Genomic DNA, 24,877 nt, shown 5'->3' on the forward strand with positions numbered 1-24,877 from the left:
GGGTTCTATATTCAATTCTGAAAAAGGTGAAAACAGCCTAGCAGCAACTGCTTAATGAAGGTTGTTAAGCAGCCTATATACACTTCCTCAGTTCAAGAATTGAATGCGTCTCGATTTAGGAAAACGTGTCAATAGCTTTCTAGCTACCTTCGCTTGGTTCGTTTCCTTTCTTACTCCACCCAAAGCATGCCTTCATTCTTTCGCACCGCCGCCTTGGCGGCCTTGCTGGCCACGACTGCGCCCGCCCTCCAGGCCCAATCCGTCAAAGAGCTAACCTACACCGTCACGATGGACCCGGCAGCCAACAGCAACGAGTTTCAGGTGAAGCTTCAGCTGCCCAAGCTCAAGAAGTCGCAGGACATCTATCAGTTTGCTGCCACCGCGCCCGGTACCTACCAGGTCATGGACATGGGCCGCTTTGTGAGCAAGTTTGAGGCGTTTGATGCCAAAGGCAAACCATTGGGGGCCAAAAAGTTGTCAACTAATCAGTGGCAGCTCGATAATCCCAAGAAAACCCGCGAAATCCGCTACACGATTGCCGAGACCTGGGATACGAAGGTGGAAGAACACCCGATCTATCTTATGTGCGGCTCGTCGTTGGAAACTGACCACGCCCTGCTCAACGGCCAGACTATTTTGGGCTACCCCGAAGATATGCAAGCCAAGCCTTTGCGCCTTAAGCTGGAGCATCCAAAGGACTGGAAAGTAGGAACAGTGCTCGTTCCCGATGCGCAAGGCTACTACCGCCTCGACGATTACGACCACGCCGTCGATTCACCCATTTTGTTGGGTCGCCTTACCGAAGCCAGCACCAAGCTTGGCGACGCCGACGTGGCCCTCTACTGCTACTCCGCCACCGACCAAGTGCAGGCCGAGCCACTACTTGGCTACATGCAGAAGATGCTGAATGCTGCCCAAAGCTTTCTGGGGGGCAATTTGCCGGTGAAGCGCTACGCTTTCCTTTATCATTTTGCTGATAAGTCGGCTGGTGCCTGGGAGCACTCATACAGCTCGGAATACGTGCTGCGCGAAACGCCTCTCAATGCTGAGTCGGCCCAAAACGTAGTCGATATTGCTGCCCACGAGTTTTTTCACATTGTGACGCCGCTGAACATTCACTCTGAAATTATCGAGCAGTTCAACTTTGTGAACCCGACTGGCTCGGAGCACTTGTGGCTGTACGAAGGCGTCACGGAGTGGGCCTCCCACACCATGCAGCTGCGCGGCGGCCTCGTTTCGCTCGATGACTACCTCGAAACCCTGCACGACAAAGTCGTCTACAACCAAACCCGCGCCGATACTACCTATAGCCTCAGCAAGCTAGGCCTGAACTCGTTCGGTGATGAGGGACAGAAGCAATACGGCAACATTTACCAACGTGGCGCACTTACCGCCACCTTGCTCGACTTGCGCCTGTTGGAGCTAAGTGGCGGCAAGCGTGGCCTACGCGAAGTGTTGCTGGAACTGGCCCAGAAATACGGCCCCAATAAGCCCATCAGCGAAAAGAACTTCTTCCAGGATTTTACCCAACTTACTTACCCTGAAATCGGCGACTTCTTCGCCCGCTACATCCAAAAGGCTGAGCCACTGCCGTTGCAAGAGTACTTTGCCAAAGTGGGTATCCGCTACGACCGCGCCCTGCGCACCGGCCGCCAGATCGCTACCATCGGTCAGGCATCTTATCAGGTGCGCGGCGATGAAGTGTATGTGACCGAACCAAGTACTCCACAGAAAGCCGCCGGCATTCGCGCCGGCGACCAAATTGCGGGCGTCGACGGCACGTTCGTGGACCGCCGCAACTTTGCCTCCGTGTTTGGTAAGGTGCGCGAGCGTACTCCCAATACCGAGTTACCGCTCACTATTCGTCGGGACGGCAAAGAGCAGATTGTGCGCGTGCGCCTCGCTGCTACGGATGAAGTGAAGAGCTACGCTTTCGTGCCCAACCCCACTGCCACGCCCGCTCAGCTAGCACTGCGCGAGGCCTGGATGAAGAATTTATAAGACCTCTTTTTGGTCGGACAAGATGTCAAAACGCTCCAGCTACCACAGCAGCTGGAGCGCTTTGCTTTTTTAAGCGCTTATCATCTGATAAACAGTACGCGCTACATCAGACTAACGACTAAATGCCGTAATAATGCGCATTGGGCTGAATGAGTAGCGTATTATGTGTGTTCATCGTATTCAGTACATCAGCAATAGGTGAAAGGCGGAATGCTCCGGCTGACCGTTATAACGAATAGATATGTCCTTAAACACGCAGCAATTAGATCAAGCCGATTTTCAGAACTCCTTTGTGGAGGAACTGCGCGGTGAAGCATCTCGCAATAAAAACCCGCGTCAAGTACCTGGCTACCACTACTCGCGCATTGAGCCCACACCCGTCCGCGACCCGCATCTGCTAGCCTGGTCCGATGATCTGGGGGGCTTTTTAGGCATCGCCCGCCCAGATGAGCGCGGACCTGCCGTGGACGCCTTAGCCGGCAACCTCATCACGGATAGCATGAAGCCATTTGCGGCCCGTTACGGCGGACACCAGTTTGGCCACTGGGCAGGTCAGCTTGGCGACGGGCGCGCCATTTCCTTAGGCGAGCTCAAGGCCACCGACGGTTCTACCTGGGAAATACAGTTGAAAGGGGCCGGCCCCACGCCGTATTCCCGCCGCGCCGATGGCCGCGCGGTGCTGCGCTCCTCTTTGCGGGAGTTCCTGTGCAGCGAAGCCATGTACTACCTCGGCGTGCCTACCACGCGGGCGCTCAGTTTGGTAGGGACCGGCGATACGGTGGTGCGCGATATGTTCTACAACGGCAATCCGCAGGACGAGCCGGGCGCCGTGGTGGCGCGCGTGGCGCCTACGTTTATTCGCTTTGGCAACTTCCAAATGATGGCCGTGGCCGGCGAGATGGACAACCTGCGCGCCCTCGCCGATTATGTAATTCAACATTTCTATCCCGAGTTGGGCGCACCTTCGCCAGAAGTGTATATGCGCTGGTTTGAGGAAGTATGTCGGCGTACGGCAGTCATGATAGCACACTGGATGTCAGTGGGCTTCGTGCACGGAGTAATGAACACCGATAATATGTCCATTCTCGGTCTCACCATCGACTACGGCCCCTATGGCTGGTTGGAGCCGTATGACCTTGATTGGACGCCCAACACCACGGATTTTAGTAGTCGCCGCTATGCCTTCGGCCAGCAGCCCCAGGTGGCGCTTTGGAATCTGTACCAATTGGCGCGGGCCATTGTGCCGCTGGTAAAAGAGCCAGAAGCACTGCGCGCAAGCCTCGATCAGTACACGAAGACTTTGGCCGAAACCCAACATACTATGATGCTGCGCAAGCTGGGTCTTACGAATCAAGCGTCGGATGATCATGCCTTAATTGAAAGTTTGCACGAAGCCCTCACCGAGTCGCAAGTGGACATGACGACATTCTTCCGCCGTCTTTCGCAGGCTGCTCCTGCTTTGATTTCAAGCCCGGAAAACCAAGCAGCTTTGTTCCAAGAGATACTCCAGGCTGCATCGTACAGCACGTCACCCGAAGGAGAGCAACTGTTGACTCAATGGTTGCAGCGTTATGCCGACCGGCTCCGGCAAGAGCCTGCCGATCCGGAGGCTATTCGCGAAAGCATGCTCAGTGCTAATCCGAAGTACGTGTTGCGTAACTACCTCGCGCAGCAAGCCATCGAAGCCGCCGAAACCGGTGACTTATCAGTTCTGAGTCGACTGATGGAAGTGCTTAAAACACCGTTTGCCGAGCAGCCGGAGCACGATGAGCTAGCCGCCAAACGCCCCGACTGGGCAAGGACCAAGGCTGGGTGCGCAACTCTGTCGTGCAGCTCTTAGGAAAAGCTTAGCCAAGACACAAAGCGCGCTGATGGAAGTTACCTTTGCTGGGTAGCCTCCGTCAGCGCGCTTTGTGCTGCTTACTGCATGTTAAAATCTGAGGAATCGCATTTGCTATCGACGGCCGGGCCGCATCCGCACAAGTATGTGCTGCCGGCTATAACTGTAGCTGAGCTGACGAGTACAATTGTTGGGCTGCATTGCGTGGGCTTACCACCCACGGATAGCCGCATGTTGGCAGCTATTCAGCCCGAAGCACTGGTGCTGGATAGTGGCACGTTTACCAGCGTAGCGCACGCGGCCAGCGAGTTGCGCTTCCCGACGGTAGTGGTGCAGCAAACCGGCCCAGATTTAGTAGTGTCTTGCGCCTGTACTATTCCAAAAACAAGCTTGTGCGAGCATCAGGCGCTGGTGCTGCTTAGTATTGTGCAGCGCAAAGAGCTTCGCCTATTCTTCGACAAACCCGCCCGCCACACCTTCCTGCGCACCCAGGCCCGCGACTATGGCCTAGAGCAGGCGGATGATCTTGATGCTCATTTCGAGTTGATCTACAGCCGTCCAGCGTTAGTTGCCGCAGTGCCACGGCGACCTGATCTATATGCCGTTACGGCTGCTACCAAGCAGGAATTGATAACGCAGCTGCTCCCTGTCAAACGTGGGCCGGCGGCAGATTTGCCCCCCAGCCAACAGTTGCTGGTATTGAGCAAGCACCGCTTCTACGGACACCTGACTATCTACTTGGCGGAAGCGGCAATGACGGCCACGGGCAAAGTCAAAAACCCGGTAAATGTCATCAACCCGCTGGATGGCATCTGGCAGCTTCAGCACCCCGACGAGGTTAAGTTTTACACCGCCATTTCTCACTTTCAGCGCAACTACGAAGACACCCGTACAAGTGCCGCCATCAGTGCATTGCGGGCGGTGGTGCAGAACCCCGCTGGCCTGCCAGTGTATGCGCACAACACGAGCGTGTCCGACAATATCACGGCCCAGTCTGTTACGCCGGTGAAGCTCCGGCACACCAAGCTGGACTTGCGCATACTGGTGGAGCAGCAGGGGGATTATTACCAAGTTAGTGGCAAGCTGTGGCTCCACGATCAGCCCTTCGATCTGAAAGGCCTTTCGATTCAGTACGAGTATTTTGTAGCCGTGCATGGGGCTTTGTACTTACTTGATGACCTAGATGTATGGCGGGTGGTGGAGTTTTTTCAAAAGCGCAACAACACCCTGCTCATTCACCAATCGAAGTTCGGTGAGTTTCAGCGTGACGTACTGGCTAACTTGGAAAACCGTCTGCACATCACCTACGGCTATATGCGGCCCGCTACGTCGAAGCAGTTGGCGGAGAGTGGTTTCAATGAAAGTCCTGAGCTACTGCTTTATCTATCAGATGCTGGGGGACACGTGGAACTGCTGCCCGTGATGCGCTATGGTCCCACGGAAGTGTCTATCCTGTCGCGGCGGCAGTTGTATGCTACTGATGAGCTGGGCCGAGCCTTTGTGCTAGCGCGGGATGCTGCGGCGGAAAATAGCTACTTGGCGGCTTTGCTGCGCCATTATCCAGATTTTCAGGAGCAGGTAAATCAGGAAAGTCTGTACGTGCCGAAAAGCCAGTTTTTGCAGGAGGAGTGGTTTCTGGATGCTTTTGAGGATTGGCGCAGCTTAGGCGTCACCATTCTGGGCTTTAATCAGCTTAAGAGCAACACATACAACCCCAACAAAGCCCACGTAACCGTGCGCGTGACGGGCGAGAATAATTGGTTTGATACCGTGCTGCGGGTGCGCTTTGGCAAGCAAGAGGCGTCTATGCGCAATCTGCACAAAGCCATTCGCAACAAGAGCCGCTACGTGCAGCTCGACGATGGTACCCGCGGTATTTTGCCCCAGGAATGGGTCGAGAAGTTTGCGAGCTATTTCGCGGCGGGCGAGGTGGTTGAGGACCATATTCGGACGCCCAGCATCAGCTTCGCTACTCTCGAAGAATTGTATGAGCCGGAAGCGCTGCTTCCCAACGCTCAAAACCAATTAGCGCGCTACAAAGCTGCCGTGGCCGATTTTGCCGGTATAAAGCCCGTGAATTTGCCCCCCGACCTGCGCGCTACCCTGCGCGACTATCAGCACCAAGGTCTGAACTGGCTGAACTTCCTGGATACCTTCAACTTCGGTGGCTGCCTGGCCGATGATATGGGCTTGGGTAAAACTCTGCAGGTGCTGGCCTTTATCCTGCTGCAACGCGAAAAAAGCCCCCCAGGCGCTAACCTGGTTGTGGTGCCTACTTCGCTGGTGTTCAACTGGCTGGCGGAGATAGAAAAGTTTGCACCTACGCTGCGTGTCCACGTCCTGCACGGCGCCGACCGTGGCCTGCACACCCGCGAGTTTGACGGCTCCGATATTGTGCTGACGACCTACAATACCGTGGTGTCGGATATTCGTTGGCTGAAGGACTACCGCTTCAACTACGTGTTTCTGGATGAAGCTCAGGCCATCAAAAACCCGGATTCGCAGCGCTACCGGGCTGCTTGTTTGCTGCAGGCCCGCAACCGCGTGGTAATTACGGGTACGCCCGTTGAGAACAATACCTATGATCTGTACGGGCAATTGTCCTTCGCTTGTCCTGGCCTGCTGGGTAGTCGGCAGCACTTCCAGGACTTGTATGCGGCGCCCATTGATAAGTTTAAGGACGCGAAGCGGGCGCGGGCGCTCCAACGCAAAATCAACCCGTTTGTGCTGCGCCGCACCAAGACCCAGGTAGCTGCCGAACTGCCCGACAAAACGGAAATGGTGCTCTACTGCGAAATGGGCGCCGAGCAGCGCCGGGTGTACGAGGCCTGCAAGCAGGAGTACCGGGCGAAGCTGATGGGCTTGCACGAAGAAACACCCCGCAAAAGCAGCCTCCACATCTTACAGGGCCTAACCAAGCTGCGCCAGATATGTAATGCGCCGGCCTTGCTGCGCGAGCAGGAGTATTACGGCTCAGCCTCAGCCAAATTGGAGGCGTTGGTGGAAGAAATCAGCACAAAAGCCCCCCAGCACAAAATCCTGATCTTCTCGCAGTTTGTGGGCATGCTCAACCTGATCCGGCGTGAACTCGACCAACGCGATATTCCCTACCAATACCTCACCGGCCAAACCCGCAATCGTGCCGCGGCTGTCACATCTTTCCAAGAAGACGAAACCGTACGCGTATTCCTCATTAGCCTGAAAGCTGGCGGCACGGGGCTAAATCTGACCGAAGCCGACTACGTCTACCTCGTGGACCCGTGGTGGAACCCGGCCGTGGAAAACCAAGCCATCGACCGCAGCCACCGTATCGGCCAAAATAAAAAAGTGGTGGCCGTTCGCCTCATCTGCCCCGATACCATTGAGGAGAAAATCATGAAGCTGCAGGATGGCAAGCGGGAATTGGCCTACGAGCTAATTAAGACCGACACGGCGCTGGTGAAATCCTTGACAAAACAGGAGCTGCTAGAGCTATTTAGTTGAGTTACTCACTAGGCACTAGAACGTCATGCAGCGCGAAGCATGACGTTCTAGTGGTTGTATAGCACTTGATTTAACAGCTTGTAAATAGCTCTATTTTGCCTTCACATAAAACGGAATATTAGCCGTTGCTACATTATCGTGCCCATCATAGGCGTACACGAATAAGCGGTAGGCGCCTTCCTTTGTGGGGGCGGTGAGCTTGGTTTGGCCTTTTGCGCCAGTCGGGATCAAGCCGGGAATGGCCACGGGGCGACTTTCCCGGTCGCCGCCGGATTTGAGGTCGGTGCTTTCGGGCAGCAGCTCGTAGCGGTAAGTGAGCGGGTCTTTGTTGGGGTCGGTGACGGTAGCCGCGACGGGGTAGCTTTGGCCAGCTTGCAGGTAAATATTGTCAGTAGATTTCTTCCCGTCTAGTACAAAGCCCCCCAGGTGCGGCGCCCGATTCTGGGGCCACTTGCCGCTCCACAGATACTGCATAACATCCACCACTTCCGACTCCTTGCCGTCCTCGGTAAATATGCCGTACCAGGTGGGCGTGCGCTCCTGCTTTTGGCCCCACAAAAACACGTAGGTGCCTAGGCACTGCGTTTTGTCCTTAGCAATAGAGGCCTCATAGCGGCTCTGGTACACGGCTGCCTTCTGGCTGCTGGTTTCTTCTACTGAAGCTTTCCAGGGCGTAACTGGGCTTTCCCAGTGGCCGGTGGGGCCCCACTCAGCCACCACGTAAGGGCCAGTCCAGCCGGTGGTGCGCACCTGCTGCGGAATGGCGGCTAGGCCAGCGTAGGTATTAATGCTGAGAATATCCACGGCCGGGCACTTGGCCTTGATATAGTCGACTTCCTTCTGGTTGAGACCGGCCAACACGGTGCTGGTGGGGTGGTTGGGGTCTACTTCGTGAATCATTTGGGCAATCTGCTGCACGGCATCCCAGACCTTTGGGTTGGTGTACTCCAGGTTCAACTCATTGCCGATGCCCCAGAATAGCACCGCCGGATTGTCCTTATACTTCACCACCTCGGCGCGCAGCTTCTGCAGCTGTTCGGCCACGGCCTGCGGGTTGTTGTAGTCGAAGCCGTGCCGCTCGCGGGCCACATCGAGTCCCAGCATAACAGTGAGACCGTTTTTGTTGGCATCGGCCAGTACCTTATCTGCGTCATTGGTGCTCCAGGTGCGAATGGAATTGCCGCCGTAGGCCTTGATGCGCTCCGGAAATTGCCCCCCACCAGCTCCATTTATAAAGTAAGGTTTCCCCCCGCGCAGCAGCTCGTAGCGGCCATTGGCTTGTTTCACCTCAACCTTTATGGGGGTAGTCTGAGCGTAGGCCGCGGTGGTGAGTACGAGCAGAGAAAGATAAAGGGGGAGCTTCATAGAGTTCTGGAGGCTTTTTGGGTTAGGTTAGAACTAGTGCGAGTTTAGCGTAGCGTAACTCGCACTGGTTTTGTTGTGAGGCAGCGCCTCACCTGTTCGAACGACTGGCGTTGAATTCACGATGGTGCGATTCTGATTTGCCGCTCTGCGGCAGTGTAGTTACAACCTCCATTAGATGATTCGTCACGAGTTACGCTGCGCTAAACCCGCGCCAGTGGGACCAGTGGGGGGCAATTAGTCTAAGAAACATTGACATATCAACCTCTATCTCTACCCATGATTGCTCCTTTAATTAGGACAAGTTGGTTTCCTGAAAAGGTAAAAGCTTATTTCTGCACAGTGTACTGAACCTCCACGACCACCGGATAATGATCGGAAGGCGTTTTGCCATCGCCGTAGGTTTCCGTTAGAATGCCATACCGAGTGGCCTTGAAAGCGGGGCTCAGAAAAATATGATCAATCCGGGCGTCGGTCTTGCGCTGCGAATTGAAGTCGTTGAACGTGCCGTTGGGCGCGTACACCACTTGCGCCAGCTGGTAGGCATCGCGCAGGTTGCTGGCCGTATTGAGAATAGTATAGCTCTCGTTGCGCTGATCGATGTTGAAGTCACCCGTCAGGATGGTTGGCGTGGGGCCAGCCAACTCTTTCACTTTGCTTAAAATCAGCTTGGCGCTTTCTTTCCGCGCCTCTGTGCCCATATGGTCGAAGTGGGTATTGAAGAAGTAGAACGTGAAGCCTGTTTTTTTCTCCCGCAACTGGCTCCAGCTGCAAACGCGCGGCAGTGCGGCATCCCAACCCTTGCTCGGAACGGTGCTCGTAGGTGAGAGCCAGAACGTGCCTTGCTTAAGCAGCTGGTATTTGTCTTTCTTATAAAAGATAGCCGAAAACTCCCCGGCCTGCTTACCGTCGTCGCGGCCCCCGCCTGTGTAGGCGTAGTCCGGCATTTGGCGCGTCATGTCTTGGAGCTGGTGATAAAGCCCTTCCTGGGTGCCAAAGACGTCAAAGTTCTGAAAACGAATGAAATTGATTAGGTGCGGCATCCGTTGGCGCCAGCCATTGACTGTATCCTGAGGGTTGTCGTAGCGGATATTGTAAGTAGCCACCCTCATCGTTTGAGCAGCTAGTTCTACCCGGCTACCAAGCAGCAATAGCGCTACAAACAGAATCTTTTTGAACGCAGATAAACACATAGCGAAAAGAAAAAAGTAAACGCCAACTATTGCTCTTGCCGCTGATCACCTGCATGGGGGGCTTTTTTGGTAGGTTGAAACCAGCGCAAGTATAGCGTAGCGTAACTCGTGCTGGTTTTGTTGTGATGTAGCGCATCACCAGTCCCAACGACTGGCGTTTGCTTGGCAGGTCATGAGTTACGCTACGCTAAACTTACGCGCATACTTATTGAACGCGGTCCTTGATTTAGAGCCCTTTAGCACTAACCTAGCTGGTTCTAGCTGCGTTATATAGCCTACACCATTTTCCTTGTCAATCATGAGCATATTCGGTTCTGACCGCTCGAGCGGTACACTAGGCGGCCTGATTTCGGGCCTGTTTGGCGGTGGTAGAAGGGGCGTAAACCCTGCTACTGGTAAATACGGTAATACCGGTCGTTCTGGAGGCGTTGGGCGCAAGCTGGCTACTGGGGCATTATTAGCCGCCGGGGCTGCTTACCTCTATAACCGCAATAAGAACAAAGGCACGAGTTCGCCCAATACTAACGTGTCCAACTTCAACCCTAATTTGTAGGTGCTCCGTTGGAAGTTATGCACAAGCCCCACCTCTGGCCAGTACTGGCTCGGGGTGGGGCTTTTTGTGAAGTTCAATTGCGTTGATTTCTATCCATCTATCCAATTAAGTGAGTACCAGAAGAAATTTAAAACCAGATTGTGTCATGCTGAGCGGAGTCGAAGCATCTCTACACAAGTAGTAATTCTAATGAAGCGGGAGAGATGCTTCGACTCCGCTCAGCATGACAGTTAGCGTGGCAACATCAGCACGCGAGATGCTTCGCTACCGCTCTGCATGACGTTCTATATTCATTATGCCCAGTACTGAAGAGCCTAACTAGCCTCTAAGTGACCTCGGAGCAGACGCGACAAATAAAAAGTTTACACCGCCTGTAACCTTTTCGATTTTTTACGGTGTCCACGTTTGAATTCTCCTCTATTCCCAATCATGTATTTCTGATCCGGCCACGCGCAACCGGACAGGCAACTGATTCAGGGCCGCTACAAGTGGCCTGCCGTCGGCATTATGCCCTGCGGTTAGCGAAATGAGGATTCGTAGGCTGCTGCTCCACTGCAAGTGGCGGCTTTCTGATGTGATTCTATCCCAACCACTATCATCTTCCGAGGCATTATGCGTACTAGCTCTACTTATTTCGTAGCCAAAATTCTGCTGGCACTATTTGCGTGGCTTGTTTCTACTTCGGCCGCGGCCCAAACTCCTGGCAGCCTCACCGGCAAGGTGCGTACGGCGGCTAGCGCGCCCATCGATTATGCCACCATCACCCTCCACAAAGCCGCCGACTCGTTGGTAGTAAAAACGGAGTTTAGCGACGCCCAGGGGGCTTTTCGCTTCGAAGGATTGACCGAAGGACGCTACCGGATATCGGCGGCGCAGCTAGGCTTTTTACGGCACTGGACGGAGCCGTTTACGCTACCAGTTGGCGGCATGACGCTGCCAGCTATCATGCTGCAAAAGAGTGCCGCTACCCAGCTAAAGGAAGTGCAGGTAGTAGGGCAGAAGCCCTTGTTTGAGCGTCTGGCCGACCGTACGGTAGTAAACGTGGAAGGCTCGACGCTGGCTGCCGGCAACACCACGCTGGACGTGCTGGCCCGCGCTCCCGGCGTTACCGTGGACGGCAACGACAATCTGGCCCTGCGCGGCCGCCAAGGCTTGCTGGTGCTTATTGACGGCAAGCGCCAGCCCATGACCGGCACTGAGCTAGCCGAGACTACCTGCGAACCTTACCGGCTGACCAACTCAAAAGCATCGAGCTGATAACGAACACACTGGCCAAATACGACGCTCAGTGCGGGACCGGCATCATCGCCATCAACCTCAAAAAAGATCAGCGCATGGGCACCAATGGCAGCGCAAATATCAGCTAAGGCCGTGGGGAATACGGCAAGTTTACCAGCAGCTTATCAGGAAATCATCGTCGCGAAAAACTCAACGTTTTCAGCCCCCTCACTTACACCAAGCGCCGGAATTTTGAAATTCGTAACACCTTCCGCTTTTTCTATGGGTCGGAGGGTAATGGATCGCTAGTGCTCATAGGAACCGCGGACCAGCGTAACCGCGGAGTATTCGAAGATCACTTCTTGATTTATAAGGTTGGGGCCGACGTTAATGTGTCGAAGAATACCGTTACGGGGGGCGTTATTATGGGCTTTGCGGTGCCGAATCCCAAGCCCGGCTATACTGGCGTCAACACGAGTACTTTTTATGATGGTGCGGGGTAGGTAGAGAACTTATTATAGCGCCCTCAGCACCGGCGTGAGCAACAACCCTAACATAACGGGCAACGTCAACTTCAAACATACCTTCGGTGAGGGTACAGGCCGCCCCGAGCTAACCGCCGACGTGGATTACGCTCGCTACAACACTCACCGCACACAAAGCCAGACCTCGTTTTTCGAGCTATTAGGCCTGCCAGATTATACCGTGGCCAGCGACCAAACCAGCGAACTGACCATCAAGGCGGTGAAGGCTGACTACACGCAGTCGTTGAACGCCAAAACCCGTTTGGAAGCCGGCGCCAAAGCCAGTCAGGTGTATGCCGACAATGATATTCTCTTTAAAAATACCACCGAAGGGCGCACCACGATTGACCAGAATCTGACCAACCGCTTCCGCTACGACGAGGTTATTACCGCCGCTTACCTGAACCTAAACCACACAGTAGATAAGCTGAACGTGCAGGCAGGCCTGCGCGGCGAGCAGACCTACGCCACCGGCAAGCAAATAGTGACCTCCGAATACTTCCAGCGCGACTACTACCAACTCTTTCCCAGCGCGGCCCTGCAATACACGCTCACCGACAAAAACGAGGTAACGATGTCCCTGAGTCGGCGCATCAATCGTCCCTCTTACGGTCAGCTCAATCCCTTCCGCTTCATCATCGATCTGGCTACTTCGGGTAAGTGTAACCCCAATCTGCGGCCCGAAACCAGCTACAACATGGAGCTGAACTATACCTTCAATCAGAAGTTTACCGCTGGCTTTAGCTACAGCGTCACCCAAGACCCCATCACCGACGTGGCGTACCCCGAAACCGATACCACAACGGTCTCGACCAACGTGAACTTGGATCGGCAGCAGTACGCGGCCCTCACGCTCACGGCGCCCATTACGGTAGGTAAGTGGCTGAATATCTATAACAACGCTGTGTTCTATTACATCCACTACGATGGCACCCTAGCAGGTACGTCGCTCCAGAAAGGTCAGCCGGCCTTCAACCTCAGTAGCAACAGCACCTTCACTTTCGGTAAGGGCTGGGGGGCAGAATTGAATGGCCGGTATAGCTCGCAGCAGCGGGTTGGCTTCTTCGAGTTTCAGCCCTTCGGCCAAGTCGGTATTGGCGTGAAGAAGGAAGTGCTCGACTGCAAAGGCACCATCAAGCTTGCTGCCACCGACATCTTCTACACCACGCCGCTGCGCGCCACTTTCATCTACAACGACTACTGCCAGGAGCTATACATCCGCCGCAATACGCGCGTGTTGACGCTTTCTTTCGGCTGGAAATTCGGCAATGACAAGCTGACTTCTACCAACCGCAAGACCGGCGCCGAAGACGAAAAGCGCCGGGCTCAATAGTTACTATCGGACTGCTTGGGGAGCTTTTCTAGAAGGTAATTAGGCAAGCTATATCAGTGGTCATGGTCATAGCTGACGACGCGCGTTACTTTCCATTGGCCGTCTTTTAGTCGCCACACCATCATATTCTTGAACGTGCCGCAGTCATCTTTACCGTTCTCCACGTGACAGAAGCGGTGCAGGTGGGCATCTACGGCCCCGTAGCCCGGAATTGGATACACTTCTAAACTGCCGGGCACCAGTTGCCGATTCAAGCCGGTCGTTTTGTTTTGCTCAAACAGGCTCCGAAAGCCGGCCATTGTTTTTTGAAAATCGGCCAGGCCGCCTTTATCGTGGTAGAATTCGAGGTCTTCGGCGAAAAAGGTTTGCAATTGATCTGCGTCGTGGCGATTGAAGGCCGCAAACATGGCGCTGTCGAGGCGGGCAATGGTGGTGTACAACTCCTTCGACTCAGGCAATTGCACTGCCGCGGTGGGTGGCGGGGCCGCCGGTTTGCTGGTTGAGCAGGCCGTTGTCCCGAGCATCAGCATTATGCCAAACAGTGCTGCTACGTTGGCTGAGTGCGATTTTGTGGTGAATAAGTAGTTTGAGCGAAATAGACAGAAACGAATCTCCATAGACCAACCAGGAGGCTTTTTTATACTACTACGTTCTAAAAATAGCTAGTAAAATAGAGCTGCTTATTCTTTGTATTTCAAGGTAACCTGACGCTTCGAATCTAGCCAATCTTCAAGGGCGGACCCACTACTTTCATCTCGTTGGCAGCAAATATTTTCGCAATCTCTTGGGGCGTGGGTTCCGTTTTTAGCGCCGCCAGCGTCACAAAAAACTCTTCCAGTTTCCCGGCGGGTTGAAATGTCACCGTCATGCGGCCGGTTTGACTGACCTGAGTCCAGGCGTGAGGCACTTGGCGGGGAAGGAAGATGCTTTCGCCCGTTTTGAGTGAGTACTTATCTTCTCCAACCTGGAAGTAATATTCGCCATCCAGCACATAAAATACCTCGTCCTGCTTGAAGTGCACATGCAGGGGAGTGCCCCGGCCGGGCGAGAGGCTGGTCTGCTCAAAAATGGCTAAGCCGCCGTTGGTGTCTTTGCCTGATACCTTGAGGTCCATTATGTTAGAGTTGACGCCCAACAGCTTCATATGGCCGTGTAGCCGACCTTCGCCGGCGCTTACTTTGAATCCCTTGCCGGGTGAAGTGGAGGCGGGCCGGATTTGCCCCCCAGCTACCAGTGGCAAGCCGACAAGTGAAGTCTGAATAAAGTGTCTGCGCTCCATAATGGGTATGTTTAAAAGTGCCACATTCTGTAGTCCTTGTTAGCTGCCGGTCCGCCAGCTGGCTGCGGTAAGTCTAAAGATGATCTGACTATATCATCTTGGTTATTAGTTGAATATAGTGGATTTATTATTTACTACATTCTTTATCTGAGTTGCTGAGAAGCGAACAACGAGTCGCCGTGTGTACTCAGCCTCAACAACTTGCTATGATGTACTGATGAGTATATCCGGGGGGCTTTTTATTTTCATAAGGAGGTAAAAAGGGCATCTCAAATCCCTTTTCGCCTTCTTCTATCACTTACACACAACTATGCAGCTCTACAATCTGTACAGCTTAGGCAGAAGTAGCCTTTTCATAATGTGTAAAGTCGGAGATGTGTAGCACATGAATCTGGCGATGCTTTAGCGGCGCTTGCCTGTAACCATACGCTGCCTCATCTTCTGCTTGTTAAGGAAGCAATGCCGTCTGTCTATTCTTTTGCTCTGAAACTGGCTGCTCTGTTGCTGCTCATTCTGACAGCTGTTCCGGCAAGGAGCCAGTCGGCCGAGCGGATAATAGACCGCAACGCCATCGGCTGGTTTACTTACAATGGCGACCACCAAATAGGCGAAAAGTGGGCCGTGCACACCGAAGTGCAGTTGCGCCGCACGCGCCTGGGATTAGGTCGTCAGCAGCTACTTTCGCGCCTGGGCTTGGTGTATTCGCTTGCCGAGCAGGTAACCCTTTCGGGGGGCTATACCCAGCTGACCACGCATCCCTACGGCGACTACCCCACGGCCGGCCTCGGGGAAGCCACACCCGAAAACAGGGCGTACGAAGATGTGAGTTTGGTCAGCACTTACGGCCGGCTTCAGCTCACGCATCGGTTTCGGCTGGAGCAGCGCTGGCTGGGGCAGCTGGATGAAAGCAATCCGCAGCGGGTGGCTGGCTGGGAGTACCAGAACCGCGCCCGCTACCAGGTGGCCGGCGAGATACCGCTGCAAGGCTCCAGCATCAACGACGGCGAACTGTACCTCACCTTTTTCGACGAGATATTTATCGGCTTCGGGGAGAATGTGGGCCGGAATGTTTTCAACCAAAACCGTATTTCCAGTGGCCTGGGCTACCAAATTCGCGACAACTGGAAGCTGGAACTGAACTACCTAAATCAGTGGACCCAGCACGCTGAGCCTGCTACCAATACGCAGCAGTCGGTGTTCGAAAACAACAACGGGTTTCGCCTGAACGTGGTCTACAACTTGGATTTTAAGTCGTCTTCATCGTCTGACTAATACCGCACTCTACGACATGACAAAGCTGATGCTGCGCCTAAGAGTGTACGCCAGCGGAGCGCGCAAACTCAACCGGGTCGCGGTCGAGGGCTTGAATCTTTGCTTTATAAGCCGGCGGCAGCAGCGCAGTTTTCACCCACTGACTCAGGGATAAATGCTGCGTGCGCCGATACACCGGCACCACCGGCCGCAGCCACGACCTGTTGCCCAAACGCAGCAAGTCTCGCACGGTAGCCGGCACCACGAGGCGCTGCGCGTGCAGCAACAGCCAGTACCGCACCGGCCCCAGGTGCTTACGATACTGCCGATACAGATCTTGGGTGAAGCGGCTGTGCTCCAGATCGGAAGCCAGATGCTGCTGCCGCACCACCAGCCACTGCGCGTAGGTGGGGGGCAAATCGGGGATGCCCATGCGCTGACCTACACGAGAAAATACGGTGAATACCTCTTCTTTTTCGGGGCCGCTCATGGGGCGCTCCAACAGCTCAAATGACCGGATAGAATAGTCGATAAGCAGGAACAGCACGTCGCGGTAGGCCCAATCGGGAATGGCCGCGCCGCGCTTCGCTTCCACGGCCGCATGAATGGCGGCAATGGTATCGATAGCCCTTTCGGCGGCTGGCTGGGGGGCAAATACGATTTGCCGGGCATACTCTACAGTGGAAAACAAGCGCGCCATCGGGTCGGCGGGCAGGCGCCCGGTGAAGTAGAGCCAGTCAACGGCTTTATTCAGGGCAAACTCTGCCGCAGCGCCAGCAAAAATGAAAAGCACCGTGTCGGCCTTTCCCCAGATGGTCCGCACCACGGAATGCTTCGGCACAAAATATTCCATAGAACAAGAACTGGAAAAGGCAGCAAAAGGCTCCCAAAGTCTTTGGTTACAGCCGCTGCTTAGCTACAAAAGAACCAAAGTAGCAGAACGTTGAGCAGCGGCCAACCCATATCACGTCAGAAATAAAAAACTCACTCATCCGGGTACTGTGGGGGCTCTTCGTCGGAGGCGTAAGGGGAAATAGGACTGGGACCGCATCCGGCCAGAATAGCGCATTCCAAGGGCTGACCGTGGTGGAAGCGTAAAAACCCAACTGTGGCGAGCCACATTGCCAAGCAAGGTGCTACCCAATATATCCAGAGCCCCTGATAGCGTCCGGCCGCTACGGCGGTGCCCAGCGTCCGGGCCGGGTTCAGGCTCATCCCCGAGTAAGGCGTTTCAATGAGGACGTAAACCGCTAGCAGCGCGCCCAGCAGCCACCCAACCCACTCTTTCAACCGGCTTGAATGTAAGGCAAGCAGCGTCACCAGCATCATTACAAAACAGATAATGAACTCGGCTATGAAAGCAATCAGCTCACCCTGAAGAAAGACCGGATTGGGTTGTGTAACCGTATATTTTACGGCCGGATGGGCGTAGAATTCGGGCAGACAAAGCTTCAGCAATTGGGCCGCCCCAATGGCCCCGCACAGTTGCGCTAGCACGTACCACACCGCATCGGGAAGACGTATTTTGCCTAATTGGTAGAAGGCCAGCGTGACCGCGGGATTGATGTGCGCGCCCGACCGCTTGCCCCAGGGATTGTAAATAATAATGACCAACACGAGGCCCAGACCCAGGCCCAAAAGGCCCCGCCGTAGCAGGTGGCTTTCCGCCAAGCTCTGCCGCACGGGGGAAGCCGGATGCTCCATCAGGATAGTCAGCAAACCGGCGCTGCCCACAAAAAAGGCCAGGCCCAATGCTTCCGCAACGTAGTGAGGCCAGTGCCGACGTAGCGCGGAAAGCAAACGGTAGGCAAAAGGCATAAACAAAACAGGGTACGGGAACAGGTCAATACAACGCATCACCCGCCGATGGGTTGTGCCTGCTACCGCACAGGATGACGCGGGGGGCTTTTTCCAACTGTATATCTTCGTTGGAATGACCTAGTATTACTTAACCATTATGCCTTGCCCACGCCCGGCAAAACTGTAGCTTTGATTCATTCCCTCACGTTATTCTATGCTGACTGGTATGAGAAGATTTACCGCTTTAACCCTGGGTGCCACCTTGTTGTTTTTCTCTACCTCCTCCACCGCCCCGCGCGACGGATGGGAGCCGCTGCTTGATAAGAAGCTGAGCAAGTGGGAAACCTTTCAAAGCTACCGCCACGAGCTGGGCTACAAAGGAAAAGTGCCCACCGACGCACAGGGAAAGGAAATTGCGCCCATCGGTTACGGCAAAAACGAGGCGAACGTATTCTCGGTTGTGATGGAGAAGGGCGAGCCGGTGCTGCGCATCAGTGGGGAGATATACGGCTGCGTGTTTACCAAGCAAGATTTTACCAATTATGCCCTCAAACTGAAGGTAAAGTGGGGCGAGAAAAAGTGGGTGCCGCGCCTCAACGAGCCCCGCGACAGTGGCATTCTCTACAACAGCCAGGGCGAGTGTGGGGTAGACTACTGGCATAGCTGGATGCTGAGCCAGGAATTTCAGGTATCCGAGTTCGAGAAGGGCAATGCCATGGGCGACTTCTGGTGCATCGCCAACTCCACAGCCGACATTACCGCCGTCAAAAACGACACGAGTGAGGCGCTGAGATACAATAAGGAAGCGGCTCCCGTCACCTTTGGGAGAGGCGGCCCCGGCTTTTGCCAGGCTTCGGCCAATTACGGCGTTTCAAATGGGCAATGGGATGAGCTGGAACTGATTCACGTAAATGGCAAAAGCATCCACATCGTGAACGGCAAGGTAGTGCTGGCCGTCAACAACTCAAGCTACATGGAGAATGGCCAGCGCCTGCCGCTTACGCACGGCAAGATCCAGCTACAGAGCGAAGCCGCCGAAGTGTACTACAAAGGCATTATGATAAAGCCCCTGGCGGCCATGCCAGCGGAGTACGCCAAGTATTTCAACGACAAGCCAACCAAGTAACCCCAAATTTGCCCCCCAGCCGGCTTACAGCTCCCGAATCCAGATGTTGCGGAAGCTGAGCGGTTCACTAGGGTCGCCGTGCGATTGAAGCTTGATGGGCGAGGGGCCGTGCTTCTGGTAGCTGGGCTTGCCGATGTACACCGTTGGCCCGGCCAAAGTGACGTTGTTCTGCACTACCACGCCATTAAACAGCACCGTCACGCGGGCGGGCGACTGCACCGAGCCGTCGGCCTTGAAGGTGGGCGCCGTCCACAACACGTCGTACGACTGCCACTCGCCGGGCTTGCGGGTGGGGTTCGCCAACGGAATCAACTGCTTGTAGATGCTGCCGGCCATGCCGTTTACGTAGGTTTTGTTCTCGTAAGAGTCCAGAATCTGCAATTCGTAGCCAAGGTCGCCTTTGCCCAGCGAAGCCAGGAACAGGCCGCTGTTGCCGCGCACCTGCCCGGTGCCCGCAATGGTAGCCGGCACACGCCATTCCAGGTGCAATTGATAGTTGGTGAAGGTGCGCTTGGTTTCGATGTTACCGGTCTTCTTGTCCACGGTAAAAATGCCCCCCGCCACCTTCCACTTCGCGGGCGCATTGCGGTCATCGGCCGACACCCATTGCGTCAGGTCCTTGCCATCGAACAGCACGAGCGCATCAGAGGGCGGGGGAGTAAATTGGGGTATGGCGGCCACCACTTTGGGTACTGGCTCCCACACCTCCGTGTCTTCTGGTTTTCCCTTCTGCTGTGCCTGAGCCATTAAAGAAGTGCTGAATAGTAGAACGGAAGCAAACAGGGAGGTGCGCATAGAATGCTTGGTAAAGTGGTGGGAAACAAGGCAATTAGACGTCGCAAAGCTGCACGGCCTGGCGCAAAGAAGCGAGCTTGTCGGGTTTTTGCGGGATAAATTCCTGGGCCACGTAGCCTTTGAAGCCGGTGGCCAGAATGGCGCGCATGATGGCCGGGTAGTTTAGCTCCTGGGAGTCGTCGAGCTCATGGCGGCCCGGTACGCCAGCCGTGTGGTAGTGAGCAATGTAGGGGTGATGCTCCGTGAGCGTGCGAATCACGTCGCCCTCATCGATCTGCATGTGGTAAATGTCGTAGAGCAGTTTGAAGTTCTCGGAGCCTAGCCGCTTAGCTAGCTCCACGCCCCAGGCGGTGCGGTCGCACTGGTAGTCTTTGTGGTCGATTTTGCTGTTGAGCAGCTCCATCACCAGCACTACTTTATGCTGCGCGGCCAGCTTGACCAGCGGCTGCAGCCCGCGCACGCAATTGGTCCAGCCCGCTTCATCGGTCATTCCCCGGCGGCTGCCACTAAAGCAGATCAGGTTGGTGTAGCCGGCCTTGGCTACCAGCGGAATCATGTCGGCATACTGCTTCTGCAAGCGCGCATGAAACTGCGGATCGTTGAAGCCGTCGGTGAGGTTGATCTCGGCCCCGTTGCACATGGGCGAGTCCAGTCCGTACTTTTTCAGCGTAGGCCAATCTTTGGGTCCTACCAGGTCGATGCCCTTGATGCCCATTTCATTGGCCGCTGCGCACAGCTGGTCGAGCGGCATGTCCTGGAAGCACCACCGGCATACCGACTGCTTAATGTTGTTTTTCAACGGCGTAGGCTGGCTGGGGGGCTTTTTATCGGTGGTGCAGACGTTGGCGATACCCAGCGTACCGACTGCGGCCGTGCTTGTGAGGAGGCCTTTCAAAGCAGTTCTTCGGTTCCAGATTGCCATACAGTCAGTTATTTAGCCTGAGCCAGCTCGGGTGCTGCGTCGAAGGAAGCGGATTCGGAAGCTTGGTCCTGCGGACGATCCCTGAATAAGAGCAGGAATAGCAGTACAACTGCCCCGGCAATGCCGGCCGGAATCAGCCAGATCATGCGCCAGTCGTGCACGCCTTCGGAGAGCTGGTAGTTGTCAAAAATACGGCCTGAGAGCAAGGTGCCAATCAGCATTCCCACGCCATACGTGGCCAGCGTAATAAAACCCTGAGCGGAGCTTTTGAATCGCTCGCCGGCAAGGTTATCGGTGTAAATCTGACCTGTCACGAAGAAGAAGTCGTAGCAGATACCGTGCAGTACAATGCCCACAATGAGCATCCAGTAATTGCTTTGCCCGTCGCCATAGGCGAAGAATATGTAGCGCACCACCCAGGCCAGCATCCCGATAGCCAGCATCTTTTTTACGCCCAAACGGGTGAAGAAAAACGGAATCAAAAGCATAAATAGCAGTTCGGAAACCTGCCCGAGACTCTGAACGCCAGCAGCGGCTTTCATGCCTACTTCATTCAAAAAGGGGTTGGTAAAGCCGTAATAAAACGCCAGCGGAATGCAGATGGCGATAGAAGCCAGAAAGAAAATCAGGTAGGAGCGGTTCTTCAGCAGACCAATAGCATCGAGGCCCAGCATGTCGCCCAGGGAAGATGACTGCCCGCGCTTGACGGGTGGCGTGGCTGGGAGCATGAAACTGAACACACCCAGCAAAGTCGAAGCGCCGGCAGCCATGAGGAAGGTGGCCCGCAGGCTGCCACTTTGCTCCCAGTTCAGCCAACCGATGGTCAGGCCGGCTACAATCCAGCCCAGCGTGCCCAGCACCCTAATGGTGGCAAACTCCTTCTGTGGATTCTGCATCTGCCGAAACGCAATGGAGTTGACTAACGCTAGCGTAGGCATGTACAAGATCATGTAGGTCAGAATATTAGGGTAAAAAGAGCCAAAGTCCGGCGACGACGAGGCGCGCCAGAGCAGCAGCGCTCCGGCCAGGTGCAGCACGCCCAGAATCTTCTGGGCCGAGAAAAACCGGTCTGCAATCAGCCCGATAATAAATGGTGCCACAATAGCCCCAATCGACTGCGTCAAGAAGGCTACTCCCACCTGCGTACCCGTCGCGCTGAGGTTGCGCAGCAGATAAGTGCCCAACGTCACAAACCACGCGCCCCAGATGAAAAACTCCAGGAACATCATGATAGACAGCTTAATCCGGATGGAGGAAGTCATAGCTGGGAAAGGGTTGGTTGTGGGGTTAAGGAAGCGGTTTGCACTTCAAATTCAAAAGATCAACTGCTTAATATAAGCGGTCATGCAGAGCGAAGCATCTCGCATGCAGTAGTCAGGGTTAGGATTGCAACGAAGCGAGTTAAATGCTTCGCTGTGCTCTGCATGACGTTCGGTTAATTGCACGTCCGCGTTACAACATTACTCCGCTGGATGCTAGCGGCAACTTACTTCAGCGTAAGAATATACCGCGCCATCTCCTCCGCGTCGGCTACCGATATGGCGGGGTGGGGCGTCATGGCGATATCGCCCCAGTTGCCCTTGCCGCCAGTAATAATTTTGCCCCCCAGCATCTTGATGTTGGCTTCCGTGGCTGGATATTTCTGCGCAACGGCCTGATAAGCTGGGCCGAGGAGCTTCTCGTTTACGCGGTGGCAAGTGGCGCAGTCGCTACCTTCTATCAGCTTCGCGCCTTTAGCCAGCGCGCCCCCGGTCGGCGCCGTCCCGATTTTAGTGACGTTGGTATCCACCTGGGGCTGGCGGGCCACGGCACTCATGTTGGCGCCCGTGGTGCTGTCGGTGTTCATGGTTTCCTCGGATTCTGCAAGCGTGTATTTCTCCTGGGGGGCTTTATTGGAATCGGAGCTACAGGCGGCTAAAAAAGCAAAAGAACTGAGGAGTAGAAAGGCTTTTTTCATGGGGTCAGAGGGAGGATTAAAGGCCTAACAGGCTTTTGTTGTGGGCTTCATCGGTGCCGGCGGCGGCGAAATCATCGAAGGCTTTGTCGGTGACGTGAATAATGTGGTCGCGGATGAAGGTAGCACCTTCGCGGGCGCCGTCTTCGGGGTGCTTCAGAGCGCATTCCCACTCCAGCACGGCCCAACCCGGGAAGTCATATTGGGCCATTTTGCTGAAAATGGCCTTAAAATCTACCTGCCCGTCGCCCAAGGAGCGGAAGCGGCCGGCCCGATCTACCCAGCTTTGGTAGCCGCCATACACGCCCTGACGCCCATTGGGGTTAAACTCCGCATCCTTGACGTGAAAAGCCCGAATCCGCTCGTGGTAAATGTCAATGTAGTCCAGGTAGTCAAGGCACTGCAGCACAAAGTGGGAAGGGTCATAGAGCAGGCAGGCGCGCGGATGGTGCTGCACTTTGTCGAGGAAAAGCTCGTAGCTGACGCCATCGTGGAGGTCTTCGCCGGCGTGAATTTCGTAGCACACGTCTACCCCGCACTCGTCGAAGGTTTGCAGGATGGGCAGCCAGCGGCGGGCCAACTCGTCGAAGCCCGTATCGACTAGTCCGGCGGGGCGCTGGGGCCAGGGGTAAACCATCGGCCAGAGCAGTGCCCCGCTAAAGGTGGCGTGGGCTGTCAGCCCCAGATTTTGGGAAGCTTTGGCGGCGTACTTGAGCTGCTGCACGGCCCATGCTTGCCGGGCCTGGGGGTTGTTGCGTACGGCTTCGGGCGCAAAGCCATCAAACAGCGAGTCATACACCGGATTCACGGCCACTAGCTGACCCTGCAAGTGGGTAGAAAGCTCCGTGATTTCTAATCCCGCTGTCTGCACCGTGCCTTTTACCTCGTCGGCGTAGGTTTTGCTTTCGGCGGCCTTTTGCAAATTGATAAACCGATTGTCCAGCGTCGGTAGCTGTACGCCTTTATAGCCCAGACCACTAGCCCACTCGCAGATGGAAGCTAGGCTGTTGAAAGGAGCCTGATCGGATATGAATTGCGCCAGGAAAATTGCGGGTCCTTTGATGGTTTTCATGCGCAGCTAGACGGTGAACTCGGTCCACTTCTGATCGGAGCGGCCCGAGGCAATGACGTTTTCAATAAAAGCCATCCCCCGCACACCTTCCTCGATACCGGGATAATCGAGTGCTTCGGGGGACGCAGATTTGCCCCCTAGCTCCGCTTGCAGGCTTAGGGCGAAGTTGCGGTAAAGGTTGGCAAAGGCTTCGAGGTAGCCCTCCGGATGGCCAGCCGGAACGCGGGTATTGTGGCGGGCGTAGGAGCTGACGTAGCCCGCGCCGGTCCGCCGGATTTCCGTGGGCTTATCCAGCCACTTCACCTGGAGCGTGTTGGCGTCGACTTGTTGCCATTCGAGGCCGCCTTTGTCGCCGTACACCCGCAGGCGCACGTTGTTTTCTTCGCCCGCAGCTACCTGCGTAGCTACCAGTACACCGCTGGCCCCACCCGCGAGGCGGAGCAGCACGGCGCCGTCATCATCGAGCTTGCGGCCGGGTACTACGGTGTTAATGTCGGCGCAAAGCTGGGTTACAGATAATCCAGTGACGTATTCCAGCAGGTTGAATGCATGGGTGCCGATGTCGCCCATGGCGCCGGCCACGCCGCTGCGGGCGGGGTCGGTGCGCCAGGCAGCCTGCTTGTTGTCGGAACCTTCCTCGAAGTTGCTCAGCCAGCCCTGCGGATACTCCACGTACGCTTTGCGGATAGCTCCCAATTCACCAGAGGCTACCAGCTGCCGCGCCTCCTTCACCATGGGGTAGCCCGTGTAGGTGTGCGTGAGGCAGAAGCGGCCGTTGCTGGCTGCAGCCACCGCTTGTAATTCTTTGGCTTCGGCCAACGAAAAGGTCATGGGCTTGTCCAGGATGACGTGAAAGCCGTTTTCCAGCGCCAGCTTAGCGGGGGCAAAATGCAGGTGGTTGGGCGTCACGATAGACAACACCTGCACGCGCTCCGCTTCGGGCCGCGCCTTTTCTCGCTCAATCAATTCCTGATACGAGCCGTACACCCGGTCGGCGGAAAGGCCCAGGAGCTGGCCGCTGGCTTTGGAGGTGTCGGGGTTGCTGCTGAAGGCGCCAGCTACCAACTCATAGAGGCCATCCAAAGCGGCGGCGTGTCGGTGCACGGCGCCAATAAAAGCCCCCTGGCCGCCGCCAATCATCCCTAGTCGTAGTTTCATGCCGTCCAAGGTC

Annotated in this window: 21 protein-coding genes; 9 read left to right on the plus strand and 12 right to left on the minus strand. The window is 55.4% G+C overall.

The window, feature by feature from the left end; all coding sequences use genetic code 11:
* Positions 1-186: 186 nt before the first annotated feature.
* The 3 genes from H8B13_RS01235 to H8B13_RS01245 all read left to right on the plus strand — a co-directional run bounded on the left by H8B13_RS01235 (position 187) and on the right by H8B13_RS01245 (position 7,324).
* Positions 187-2,001: a PDZ domain-containing protein gene (locus H8B13_RS01235; RefSeq protein ID WP_187309012.1), complete on the plus strand. Its 1,815-nt coding sequence runs from the start codon at positions 187-189 to the stop codon at positions 1,999-2,001.
* A gap of 241 nt (positions 2,002-2,242) precedes the next feature.
* The gene (locus H8B13_RS01240; RefSeq protein ID WP_187309013.1) at positions 2,243-3,841 is read left to right on the plus strand and encodes a protein adenylyltransferase SelO; all 1,599 of its coding nucleotides are present in this window, start codon (positions 2,243-2,245) and stop codon (positions 3,839-3,841) included.
* Positions 3,842-3,928: 87 nt separating this feature from the next.
* Positions 3,929-7,324 carry a DEAD/DEAH box helicase gene (locus H8B13_RS01245; protein ID WP_187309014.1) on the plus strand — a complete coding sequence of 1,132 codons (3,396 nt, stop codon included), beginning with the start codon at positions 3,929-3,931 and terminating at the stop codon, positions 7,322-7,324.
* Between the two features lie 90 nt (positions 7,325-7,414).
* On the opposite strand, the gene H8B13_RS01250 is transcribed toward H8B13_RS01245, so the two are convergent.
* Together H8B13_RS01250 and H8B13_RS01255 are read right to left on the minus strand one after the other, a co-directional pair.
* Positions 7,415-8,689, minus strand: coding sequence for a cellulase family glycosylhydrolase (locus tag H8B13_RS01250; RefSeq protein WP_187309015.1), 1,275 nt, complete (start codon positions 8,687-8,689; stop codon positions 7,415-7,417).
* Positions 8,690-9,015: 326 nt separating this feature from the next.
* The gene (locus H8B13_RS01255) at positions 9,016-9,879 is read right to left on the minus strand and encodes an endonuclease/exonuclease/phosphatase family protein (protein WP_187309016.1); all 864 of its coding nucleotides are present in this window, start codon (positions 9,877-9,879) and stop codon (positions 9,016-9,018) included.
* Between the two features lie 298 nt (positions 9,880-10,177).
* On the opposite strand from H8B13_RS01255, the gene H8B13_RS01260 reads away from it, so the two are divergent.
* The 4 genes from H8B13_RS01260 (at position 10,178) to H8B13_RS01275 (ending at position 13,507) form a co-directional block, all read left to right on the plus strand.
* Positions 10,178-10,432 (plus strand): hypothetical protein, encoded by a 255-nt coding sequence (locus tag H8B13_RS01260; protein WP_187309017.1) that lies wholly within the window; start codon positions 10,178-10,180, stop codon positions 10,430-10,432.
* A 612-nt stretch (positions 10,433-11,044) separates the two neighbouring features.
* Positions 11,045-11,689: a carboxypeptidase-like regulatory domain-containing protein gene (locus H8B13_RS01265; protein ID WP_187309018.1), complete on the plus strand. Its 645-nt coding sequence runs from the start codon at positions 11,045-11,047 to the stop codon at positions 11,687-11,689.
* 323 nt (positions 11,690-12,012) lie between these two features.
* Positions 12,013-12,153: a hypothetical protein gene (locus tag H8B13_RS01270; RefSeq protein WP_187309019.1), complete on the plus strand. Its 141-nt coding sequence runs from the start codon at positions 12,013-12,015 to the stop codon at positions 12,151-12,153.
* Positions 12,154-12,187: 34 nt separating this feature from the next.
* On the plus strand, positions 12,188-13,507 hold the full coding sequence (locus H8B13_RS01275; RefSeq protein ID WP_187309020.1) for an outer membrane beta-barrel family protein: 1,320 nt from the start codon (positions 12,188-12,190) through the stop codon (positions 13,505-13,507).
* Between the two features lie 53 nt (positions 13,508-13,560).
* Here the strand turns inward: H8B13_RS01275 and H8B13_RS01280 are convergent, their stop codons facing one another.
* Together H8B13_RS01280 and H8B13_RS01285 are read right to left on the minus strand one after the other, a co-directional pair.
* Positions 13,561-14,124 carry a nuclear transport factor 2 family protein gene (locus H8B13_RS01280; protein WP_261990179.1) on the minus strand — a complete coding sequence of 188 codons (564 nt, stop codon included), beginning with the start codon at positions 14,122-14,124 and terminating at the stop codon, positions 13,561-13,563.
* Positions 14,125-14,225: 101 nt separating this feature from the next.
* Positions 14,226-14,786 (minus strand): cupin domain-containing protein, encoded by a 561-nt coding sequence (locus H8B13_RS01285; protein WP_187309021.1) that lies wholly within the window; start codon positions 14,784-14,786, stop codon positions 14,226-14,228.
* Positions 14,787-15,245: 459 nt separating this feature from the next.
* Between H8B13_RS01285 and H8B13_RS01290 the strand changes: the two genes are divergently transcribed.
* Entirely contained in the window at positions 15,246-16,058 is an 813-nt protein-coding gene (locus H8B13_RS01290; RefSeq protein ID WP_187309022.1) for a DUF2490 domain-containing protein, read from the plus strand.
* 37 nt (positions 16,059-16,095) lie between these two features.
* Here the strand turns inward: H8B13_RS01290 and H8B13_RS01295 are convergent, their stop codons facing one another.
* A complete protein-coding gene (locus H8B13_RS01295) occupies positions 16,096-16,890 on the minus strand; it encodes an oxygenase MpaB family protein (RefSeq protein WP_187309023.1) in 795 nt (264 codons plus the stop codon).
* Between the two features lie 131 nt (positions 16,891-17,021).
* Positions 17,022-17,855, minus strand: a complete 834-nt coding sequence (locus H8B13_RS01300) for an MIP/aquaporin family protein (protein WP_187309024.1) — start codon at positions 17,853-17,855, stop codon at positions 17,022-17,024.
* A 208-nt stretch (positions 17,856-18,063) separates the two neighbouring features.
* On the opposite strand from H8B13_RS01300, the gene H8B13_RS01305 reads away from it, so the two are divergent.
* On the plus strand, positions 18,064-18,963 hold the full coding sequence (locus H8B13_RS01305) for a DUF1080 domain-containing protein (RefSeq protein ID WP_187309025.1): 900 nt from the start codon (positions 18,064-18,066) through the stop codon (positions 18,961-18,963).
* Positions 18,964-18,987: 24 nt separating this feature from the next.
* Here the strand turns inward: H8B13_RS01305 and H8B13_RS01310 are convergent, their stop codons facing one another.
* From H8B13_RS01310 to H8B13_RS01335, 6 genes are all read right to left on the minus strand, one after another.
* Complete coding sequence (locus H8B13_RS01310; protein WP_187309026.1) at positions 18,988-19,758, minus strand: DUF1080 domain-containing protein; 771 nt, start codon at positions 19,756-19,758, stop codon at positions 18,988-18,990.
* A gap of 34 nt (positions 19,759-19,792) precedes the next feature.
* Positions 19,793-20,680 carry a hydroxypyruvate isomerase family protein gene (locus H8B13_RS01315; protein ID WP_187309027.1) on the minus strand — a complete coding sequence of 296 codons (888 nt, stop codon included), beginning with the start codon at positions 20,678-20,680 and terminating at the stop codon, positions 19,793-19,795.
* Positions 20,681-20,688: 8 nt separating this feature from the next.
* The gene (locus H8B13_RS01320; RefSeq protein WP_187309028.1) at positions 20,689-21,942 is read right to left on the minus strand and encodes a nucleoside permease; all 1,254 of its coding nucleotides are present in this window, start codon (positions 21,940-21,942) and stop codon (positions 20,689-20,691) included.
* Positions 21,943-22,166: 224 nt separating this feature from the next.
* Positions 22,167-22,637: a c-type cytochrome gene (locus H8B13_RS01325; protein ID WP_187309029.1), complete on the minus strand. Its 471-nt coding sequence runs from the start codon at positions 22,635-22,637 to the stop codon at positions 22,167-22,169.
* 16 nt (positions 22,638-22,653) lie between these two features.
* Complete coding sequence (locus H8B13_RS01330; protein WP_187309030.1) at positions 22,654-23,706, minus strand: sugar phosphate isomerase/epimerase family protein; 1,053 nt, start codon at positions 23,704-23,706, stop codon at positions 22,654-22,656.
* A gap of 6 nt (positions 23,707-23,712) precedes the next feature.
* Positions 23,713-24,864 (minus strand): Gfo/Idh/MocA family protein, encoded by a 1,152-nt coding sequence (locus tag H8B13_RS01335; RefSeq protein ID WP_222841310.1) that lies wholly within the window; start codon positions 24,862-24,864, stop codon positions 23,713-23,715.
* Positions 24,865-24,877: the final 13 nt, after the last annotated feature.

Source organism: Hymenobacter sp. BT188 (genome assembly GCF_014333585.1).
Classification (GTDB): Bacteria; Bacteroidota; Bacteroidia; order Cytophagales; family Hymenobacteraceae; genus Hymenobacter.